Source organism: Burkholderia sp. LMU1-1-1.1, assembly GCF_040675865.1.
Taxonomy (GTDB): domain Bacteria; phylum Pseudomonadota; class Gammaproteobacteria; order Burkholderiales; family Burkholderiaceae_D; genus Rugamonas.
This window is the reverse complement of record NZ_JBEGHG010000018.1, coordinates 86,105-94,690: the sequence shown is the minus strand read 5'-3', so window position 1 is coordinate 94,690 and position 8,586 is coordinate 86,105. Positions and strand designations below refer to the sequence as shown.

9 protein-coding genes are annotated in these 8,586 nt (G+C 66.7%); all 9 read right to left on the bottom strand.

All coding sequences use genetic code 11. The features are described 5' to 3' along the window. The coding region (locus MRBLMU1_RS17065) for a M56 family metallopeptidase (protein ID WP_363503466.1) at window positions 1-1,281 on the bottom strand (1,281 nt) is incomplete at its 3' end. 138 nt (window positions 1,282-1,419) lie between these two features. Then, the gene (locus MRBLMU1_RS17060; protein WP_363503464.1) at window positions 1,420-2,526 is read right to left on the bottom strand and encodes an S-(hydroxymethyl)glutathione dehydrogenase/class III alcohol dehydrogenase; all 1,107 of its coding nucleotides are present in this window, start codon (window positions 2,524-2,526) and stop codon (window positions 1,420-1,422) included. A gap of 118 nt (window positions 2,527-2,644) precedes the next feature. Beyond that, the gene (locus MRBLMU1_RS17055) at window positions 2,645-3,100 is read right to left on the bottom strand and encodes a response regulator (RefSeq protein WP_363503462.1); all 456 of its coding nucleotides are present in this window, start codon (window positions 3,098-3,100) and stop codon (window positions 2,645-2,647) included. A gap of 318 nt (window positions 3,101-3,418) precedes the next feature. Beyond that, window positions 3,419-4,048 carry an ANTAR domain-containing response regulator gene (locus MRBLMU1_RS17050; protein WP_209725082.1) on the bottom strand — a complete coding sequence of 210 codons (630 nt, stop codon included), beginning with the start codon at window positions 4,046-4,048 and terminating at the stop codon, window positions 3,419-3,421. A 53-nt stretch (window positions 4,049-4,101) separates the two neighbouring features. After that, window positions 4,102-4,788: a thiamine phosphate synthase gene (gene thiE, locus MRBLMU1_RS17045; protein ID WP_363503460.1), complete on the bottom strand. Its 687-nt coding sequence runs from the start codon at window positions 4,786-4,788 to the stop codon at window positions 4,102-4,104. A gap of 27 nt (window positions 4,789-4,815) precedes the next feature. Further along, window positions 4,816-5,631 (bottom strand): bifunctional hydroxymethylpyrimidine kinase/phosphomethylpyrimidine kinase, encoded by an 816-nt coding sequence (gene thiD, locus MRBLMU1_RS17040; protein ID WP_363503458.1) that lies wholly within the window; start codon window positions 5,629-5,631, stop codon window positions 4,816-4,818. Then, complete coding sequence (locus MRBLMU1_RS17035) at window positions 5,628-6,428, bottom strand: thiazole synthase (RefSeq protein WP_363503456.1); 801 nt, start codon at window positions 6,426-6,428, stop codon at window positions 5,628-5,630. The genes thiD and MRBLMU1_RS17035 overlap by 4 nt, the downstream gene beginning before the upstream one ends. Before the next feature lie 18 nt (window positions 6,429-6,446). Continuing rightward, window positions 6,447-6,662, bottom strand: a complete 216-nt coding sequence (gene thiS / locus MRBLMU1_RS17030; RefSeq protein WP_363503454.1) for a sulfur carrier protein ThiS — start codon at window positions 6,660-6,662, stop codon at window positions 6,447-6,449. Between the two features lie 7 nt (window positions 6,663-6,669). Beyond that, window positions 6,670-8,586 carry a phosphomethylpyrimidine synthase ThiC gene (gene thiC, locus MRBLMU1_RS17025; protein ID WP_363503452.1) on the bottom strand — a complete coding sequence of 639 codons (1,917 nt, stop codon included), beginning with the start codon at window positions 8,584-8,586 and terminating at the stop codon, window positions 6,670-6,672.

Below are 8,586 nucleotides of genomic sequence, written 5' to 3'. Positions count from 1 at the left end.
GGCGGGGGCTGCGGGGGCTGCGGGGGCTGCGGGCGCTGCTGGGGCTGCGGGGGCTGCTGGCGCCGCCGGGGCCGCCTCGACTGCGTCGGCCGCGTCGGCCGCGTCGGGAGCCTCGGGCGGTTCCGGCGGCAAAGCCGGCTCCGGCAATTCCGGCGACGCTGAAAGTTCGACCATTTCGGCGGCGGGCGCGGCGTCGGCCACCGGTGCAGCCGCTGCAACCACGCCGGCGGCCGGCATCGCCGCCGGCGCCTGCGGCGCGGCCTGCACATAAAACACGGCGCTGGCCGCGAACAGGCCGATCAACGGCACAGCCATCTTCCAGCTGACCGGTTCAACATCGGGACGCAGCAGGCGTTTAATACGAGACATGAGATTTCCTCCGTGAGCCGCGTGGGCTAGTTGTGTGGTATCGAACTGGAATTGATCCAGCTCGGACAAGGCCTTTGCCAGCATCTGCGGTTGACCGAGCATGGCGACTGCAAGGTCATCGGCGATTTGTTCTCGCTCTACACGGATACGGCGCGACAAGGCCCAAACACTAGGGTGATAGAACAGCACGATTTCCACCGCGCTTTGAATGAGGTTGACCAGATAGTCCCGGCGCTTGATGTGCGCCAGCTCGTGCGCCAGCAGCGCCTCGAGCAGATTGGGCGCCATGCCGGTGACCAGCGAGGCCGGCACCAGCACGATGGGGCGCCAGCAGCCGGCGGTGATCGGACTGTCGAGCAGGTCGGCGACGCCGAGCCGCACGTGTTGCGGAATCTCGAAACGGCGCGCCATCTCGGACAGGCGGCGCTGCCAGTAATGGTTGACGGTGTAATGGTCGCTGCGGGTGCGCTCGGCAACCCACTTGAGGCCGATGGCCAGCCGCAGCGACATCAGCGCGGCGCCGGCCAGCCACAAGCCGACGACCCACGGCAATTGCGCCCGCAGCGCGGCTTCCCAGCCGGCCAGCGCGCCGTCGTCGACCAGCTTGGCGGCGCCCGTTTGCGCGGCGTCGGCGCCGGCCGACAGGACGGGAATCAGCAAGGCGGCGCCAAGGCCGGCGCCGGAAAGAGCGCCCGCAGCGGCGGCGTTGACATGCATGATGACGCTGGCCAGCGGCAGCGCAGCGCACAGCAGCAAGCCGCCGCAGGCGACCGCGTAGCGGGTCTGCGGACGCGCCTTGCGCAGCGCCAGCAGCGCCAGCGACACGCCCCAGCCGATCAGCAGCCCTTGCCAGACGAAGTGCAGCAGTGCCCAGCCGATGGCCGGCACCAGGGCGGACAGGGCGCTAGCCATGGGCGCCCGCCCGCCGCGAATTCATATGTATGCGTAACTTGTTCATGCCGCACTCCCGGTTGATGGATGTAGAATAAATTATCTAGAACGCCATGTCTAGAACTTTTTTTCTACATCCTTCCGCGGCGGCGATCGAGCCTAGTAGATCACGACGGAACGGATCGATTCGCCACTCTTCATCAGGTCGAAGCCTTCGTTGATGCGCTCGAGCGGCAAGCGATGGGTGATCAGGTCGTCGATATTGAGCTTGCCTTCCATGTACCAGTCGACGATCTTCGGCACGTCGGTGCGGCCGCGGGCGCCGCCGAAGGCCGAACCCTTCCACACGCGGCCCGTCACCAGCTGGAACGGACGGGTGGAGATCTCCTGCCCCGCCGCCGCCACGCCGATGATGATCGACTGGCCCCAGCCCTTGTGGCAGCACTCGAGCGACTGGCGCATCGTGGTGGTGTTGCCGATGCACTCGAAGCTGTAATCGGCGCCGCCGTCGGTGATCTGGACGATGGTGTCGACCACGTTCTCCACCTCGGTCGGATTGACGAAATGGGTCATGCCGAACTTGCGCGCCATTTCCTGGCGGGCCGGATTGATGTCGACGCCGATGATCTTGTCGGCGCCGACCATTTTCGCCGCCTGGATCACGTTCAGGCCGATGCCGCCCAGGCCGAACACGACGACATTGGCGCCCGCCTCCACCTTGGCGGTGAACAACACCGCGCCGACGCCGGTGGTCACGCCGCAACCGATGTAGCAAACCTTATCGAACGGCGCGTCCTCGCGGATCTTGGCCAGCGCGATCTCCGGCACCACGATGTAGTTGGAGAAGGTCGAGGTGCCCATGTAGTGGTAAATCGGCTTGCCGTCGATGGAGAAGCGGCTGGTGGCGTCGGGCATCAGGCCGCGTCCCTGGGTCGAGCGGATCGACTGGCACAGGTTGGTCTTTTGCGACAGGCAGAATTTGCACTGGCGGCATTCCGGCGTGTACAGCGGAATGACGTGGTCGTCCTTCTTCAGCGATTTGACGCCGGGGCCGACATCGACCACCACGCCGGCGCCCTCATGGCCCAGGATGGCGGGGAAGATGCCTTCCGGGTCGGCGCCGGAGAGGGTGTAGTAATCGGTATGGCAGATGCCGGTGGCCTTGATCTCGACCAGCACTTCGCCCTCGCGCGGTCCGCCCAGCTCCACTTCCTCGATCGTCAGCGGCTGGCCCGCTTGCCATGCAATGGCGGCTTTGGTTTTCATTGTTCGTCCTCTGGCTGTTGTATGGGGGACCGGAACGGCAAGCCGTTCCGGTGATCCGTCATCATAACAAGCCGGGGACCAAACAGGGATATTGGCGTCCTGTGGAACCCGATGGGACTTATTGCGGATCGACCGGCATCGCCGGGCCGATGGCCAGCAGGTCCGACACGGTGCGCCACAGCTGGCGCGGCGAGGTCCACGGCTTGGGCAGGAAGCTGCTGCCGGCCATGTGCCGCTCCGGATGGCGGGCCGAGTACAACAGCACGCGGGCGTCCTGCTGGTGCTGGTGCAAACCATGCAGCAGCGCGCCGCCGTCGCCGTCCTGGAGGTCGGGATCGATCACCACCAGCGCGAACTGCTCGCGGCGCAGCAGGTCCTGGGCGGCGGCCATCGTCGCCACGTGGGTGACCTGGGTTTCGGGCACCAGCAAGGTGGCCAGCACCAGCGCCGCGTCGGCGTCGCTGTCGATGTGCAGCACGCGCGGCGCGGCCGCGTAGATGGAAAAGCCGATCGCGCCGCCGCCTTCCTGGTCGCCGAACGGACGGAGGGTGTCGTTGGAAAAATCGTTGGTCATGGTGTTCTCCGCAAGCTGAAAGTCGATGCACGGCCCGCAGCGATAGCGTTACAGCTGGCGGGGTAGCAGTTTCGGCGGAGTTGGGCCGAGCAATTGAGACGGCCGCGGGGAAAGGGCGGCCGGAGCGGCGGCAGGCGAAGATGAGGCCCTGCGGCGGTGGGATGCTGTGTTTCTAGTTGATATTGTACAACAACAGTTCCACAGAGGAACAAAAAAGACAGAAAATTCCTACCGTGTGGCGCGAATGCCGCGCGGTGGCGGCGCCACGGTTCCACCGGGGGTTTTTAACCATCCCGGTGTTGTTCCGGATTCCGGTGCTTATTTTTTCAGGCGCTGGTTGAACGCGGCGTGCAGGCCGTTCAGCGTTTCCTCGGCGGCCAGCAGTTGGTCGGCCACCTCGTTGACCTTGCGGCGGTTGGAGCGGGCGTGGTCGCGCAACACCTCGAACGCCGTGTTGCGGTCGGTCTGGAATTTGCACATCAGCAGGCCGACGGCCAGGCTGGTCTCGCGGCCGGCGGCCAGCGCGGCGTTCAGATTGAGCTCGGTGCGGCGCAACTGGCGGATCTCGTCGGCGCGCGCCAGGCCGGCGGCGAACGCGGGCATCAGGTGCTTTTCGTCGACCGGTTTGACCAGGAAGCCGACCGCGCCGTACGAGGCGGCCTGCTTGCCGGCGTCGGCGTCGCCGCGTCCGGACAGGAACATGAACGGCACCGAACTGGTGGCGTGCAGCTGCTTGGCCAGTTCCAGCCCGGTCATGCCGGGCATGTGGATGTCGAGCAGCGCCAGGTCCGGTTCGCGCTGGGCGATCACGTTCAGGGCCTGTTCGGCCGACGAGGCTTTCAGGATGTCGTAGCCGGCGTTGCCGAGTACTTCCCCGAGAAAGTCGAGCAGCAGTTGGTCGTCGTCGACGATAAGGATCAGACGCTTGGGGCTAGGAGAAACTGGCATGTGACGGCAACCTTGGGCTATTGCTAACGGCCCAATTATAAAGCGGAAAGACCCTACCGCTGGAATGATTTGCGGTTGTTGTGTATGACAAACATTGACGCGAATTCGCCGACCGCGCCGCGCACGCTTGCAGCTTGATAGACGCTGCTGATGGCCGCGACCATGCCGGCGCCGCGCGCAACCAGCGGCGCTGCGTTCTCCGGCGTCATGCCGCCGATGACGACCGTCGGAATGCCGATCGTTTCGCGCGCCTGGTCGAGGATCTCCGGCCGCGTGGTGACCGCGTATTGTTTAACACGGGACGGGTAGAAGCCGCCGAAGGCCACATAGCTGGCGCCGGCCCGCTGCGCCGCCAGCGCGCGCGGCATGTCGCCGTAGCACGAGGCGCCGATGATCTTGTCGGCGCCGAGTTGGCCGCGCACCTGCGCGACGTCGGCGTCGGTGCCACCGAGATGCACGCCGTCGGCGCCGGTGTGCAGGCACAGGTCGACGAAGTCGTTGACGATAAAGGGCACGCCGTAGCGCCGGCACAACGCCAGCAGCGCGCCCGCCTGCTCCAGGCGCAGATCGGGGCCGGCTTCCTTGTGGCGGTACTGCAGCAGCGCGACGAGGTTGCCAACCCCTTTGCCGCCGCCGTCGTCCTTTTTCGCCGCGGCCCCGGCGTCGAGCGCCTCTTCGCTCGCGTCCAGCAGCCGCGCGGTGTCGTCCCAGTTGGGCGTGACCAGATAAAGTCCTTGCATGGTGTGTTCTCCTGATTATGGGTGGTGCTAGCGCAGCGGAATGCGCTGGCCGGGAGCGACGGTGTAGGCGTCGCGCAGCGCGGCATCGCAGTAGTACTGCGCCTGGTCGAGCGCGCAGCCGGTCGGCATGCCGAGCGCCAGTTGGCCGGCGATGGCCGAGGCGAGCGTGCAACCGCTGCCGTGAAAGCCGCCGTCCAGGCGCCGCCAGCGCCATTGCTGCGTGGCTGGCGGGTCTTCCCCGGGCTCGGCGCCGGGACCGAACCAGCGATTCACTATTTCATCGCCATCGCCATGGCCGCCGGTGATCAGCACGTGGCGGCAGCCAAGCGCCCGCAGGGCGCGCGCCTGCGCGCTGGGCGCGGCGTGCCCACTCAGCGCCAGCGCCTCCGGACCGTTCGGCGTCAGCACCGTCACCAGCGGCAGCAACGGCGCCAGCGCCGCCACCGCGTCGCCGCGCGACAGCGTGTCGCCATGACCGCTGGCCAGCACCGGGTCGAGCACCACCGGCAGTTCCGGTTGCAGCTCGCGCAGCGCCCGGATCGCCTGCGCGATCGCCAGCGCGTTGGCGGCGCTGCCGGGAATGCCGATCTTGACGGCGGCGACCGCGATCTTGCGCGTCAGCGCGCGCGCCTGGCGCAGCAGCAAGTCCGGTTCGACCGGCCGCACCTCGTAGGCCCGGTCGTTGTCCTGCACCGTCAGCGCGGTGACGACGCACAGCGCATGCGCGCCCTGCCCCGCCACCGCCTGCGCGTCGGCGATGATGCCGGCGCCGCCGGAGGGATCCATCCCGGCGAACACCAGCACGCAAGGCCGCGCGGCCGTACCGGGCGCGGCCGCGCTCATGCGAGCCGGCCCGCCATCGGCGACGACGGCGAGGCGGCGAACTTGCGCGCGATGCGCCCGGCCAGGTACGCCTCGCGGCCGGCCCGCACGCCCAGCTTCATGGCGCGCGCCATGCGCACCGGGTCCCGGGCGCCGGCGATGGCGGTGTTCATCAGCACACCGTCGCAGCCCAGCTCCATCGCGATGGCGGCGTCGGACGCGGTGCCGACGCCGGCGTCGACCAGCACCGGCACCTTGGCCTGGTCGATGATCAGCGACAGGTTCCACGGATTGAGGATGCCCATGCCGGAACCGATCAGCGACGCCAGCGGCATCACCGCCACGCAGCCGATGTCCTCCAGGATTTTGGCCTGGATCGGATCGTCGCTGCAGTAGACCATCACGTCGAAGCCGTCCTTGACCAGGGCCTCGGCCGCGATCAAGGTCTCCGGCATGTGCGGGAACAGCGTCTTCTCGTCGCCCAGCACTTCCAGCTTGACCAGCTTGTGGCCGTTCAGCAGCTCGCGCGCCATCTGCAGGGTGTAGACCGCGTCCTTGGCGTTGTAGCAGCCGGCGGTGTTCGGCAGGATGGTGTAGCGCGACGGCGGCAGCACGTCCAGCAGGCTGGGCGCCTTCGGGTCCTGGCCGATGTTGACGCGGCGGATGGCCACGGTGATGATCTCCGCCTCGGCGGCGTCGGTCGCCTCGCGGGTCTGTTGCAGGTCCTTGTATTTGCCGCTGCCGACCAGCAGGCGCGATTTATACTCCTTGCCCGCGATGGTCAAGGATTCCTGATTGCTTTGGTCTTGATTACCCATATCTCTTTCCTTATCTAGTTAGCCGCCGCCGATGGCGCGCACGATGTCCACTTTGTCGTGCGGCTGCAGCACGCGCGCCGGCCACTGCTGGCGCGGCACCACCGAGCGGTTGACCGCCAGCGCCAGCGCCTGCCCGGTCAGCGACAGCGCGTCGACCAGCTGGTCGAGCGTCTGTTGCGGCGGCACCTGGTGCGGCGCACCGTTCAGTTCTATCGAAATAACCGCGTTCGTCATGCCGGCCTCACAGCTTGCGATACAGTTCGGCGCCGTTCTTGATGAACTCCACCGCCTTGACCTGCATGCCCTGCTCGATCGCCACGCCGTCGCTCATGCCGTTGGCGGCCGCGTACTCGCGCACCTCCTGGGTGATCTTCATCGAGCAGAAATGCGGGCCGCACATCGAACAGAAATGCGCCACCTTGGCCGAATCCTTGGGCAGCGTCTCGTCGTGGAACTCGCGCGCCTTGTCCGGATCGAGGCCCAGGTTGAACTGGTCGTCCCAGCGGAATTCGAAGCGCGCCTTCGACAGCGCGTTGTCGCGGATCTGCGCGCCCGGATGGCCCTTGGCCAGGTCGGCGGCGTGGGCGGCGATCTTGTACGTGATGATGCCGTCCTTGACGTCGTTCTTGTCCGGCAGGCCCAGATGCTCCTTGGGCGTGACGTAGCACAGCATCGCGGTGCCGTACCAGCCGATCTGCGCGGCGCCGATGCCGGAGGTGATGTGGTCGTAGCCGGGCGCGATGTCGGTGGTCAAGGGCCCCAAGGTGTAGAACGGCGCCTCGTGGCACTGCTCCAGCTGCAGGTCCATGTTCTCCTTGATCAGCTGCATCGGCACGTGGCCCGGGCCCTCGATCATCACCTGCACGTCGTGCTTCCAGGCGATCTGCGTCAGCTCGCCCAGGGTTTTCAGCTCGCCCAGTTGCGCCTCGTCGTTGGCGTCGTAGATCGAGCCGGGACGCAGGCCGTCGCCCAAGGAGAACGACACGTCGTAGGCCTTCATGATTTCGCAGATCTCTTCGAAGTGCGTGTACAGGAACGACTCCTTGTGGTGCGCCAGGCACCACTTGGCCATGATCGAGCCGCCACGCGAGACGATGCCGGTCAGGCGCTTGGCCGTCATCGGCACATAGCGCAGCAGCACGCCGGCGTGGATGGTGAAGTAGTCGACGCCCTGCTCGGCCTGTTCGATCAGGGTATCGCGGAAGATCTCCCAGGTCAGGTCCTCGGCCTTGCCGTTGACCTTTTCCAGCGCCTGGTAGATCGGCACGGTGCCGATCGGGACCGGGCTGTTACGGATGATCCATTCGCGCGTTTCGTGGATATGCTTGCCGGTCGAGAGGTCCATGACGTTGTCGCCGCCCCAGCGGATCGCCCACGTCATCTTCTCGACCTCCTCGCCGATCGACGAGGTGACCGCCGAATTGCCGATATTGGCGTTGATCTTGACCAGGAAATTGCGGCCGATGATCATCGGTTCGATCTCGGGGTGGTTGATGTTGGCCGGGATGATGGCGCGCCCGCGCGCGATCTCCTCGCGCACGAATTCCGGGGTGATCTCGGCCGGGATGCTGGCGCCGAACGATTGCCCCGGATGCTGGCGGCCCATCAGGTCGGCCAGGCGCTGGCCCATCGGACCGGAGCCCTTCAGGTTTTCCAGGTACTCCTTGCGGCGCAGGTTTTCGCGGATCGCCACGAACTCCATCTCCGGCGTGACGATGCCCCGGCGCGCGTAGTGCATCTGCGTGACGTTGGCGCCTTGGCGCGCGCGGCGCGGCTTGCGGTGCAGGTTGAAGCGCAGTTCGGCCAGCGCCGGATCGGCCAGGCGCGCCTTGCCGTAGTCGGAGGTCGGGCCGTCCAGCTCCTCGGTGTCGCCGCGCTCCAGTATCCACGGCAGGCGCGGGGTGGCGGCCAGGCCGGAGCGGATGTCGATCACCGCGTCCGGATCGGTGTACGGGCCGGAGGTGTCGTAGACGTAGACCGGCGGATTGGCCTCGAAACCGAACGACGCCGGCGTGTCGGCCTGCGTGATTTCGCGCATCGGCACGCGGATGTCGGGCCGGCTGCCTTCGACATAGATCTTGCGGGAATTCGGTAAGGGTTTGATCGCTGCCTCGTCCACAGTGGCGGTGGCGGACAGGAATTTGGGATTGGCGTTCAT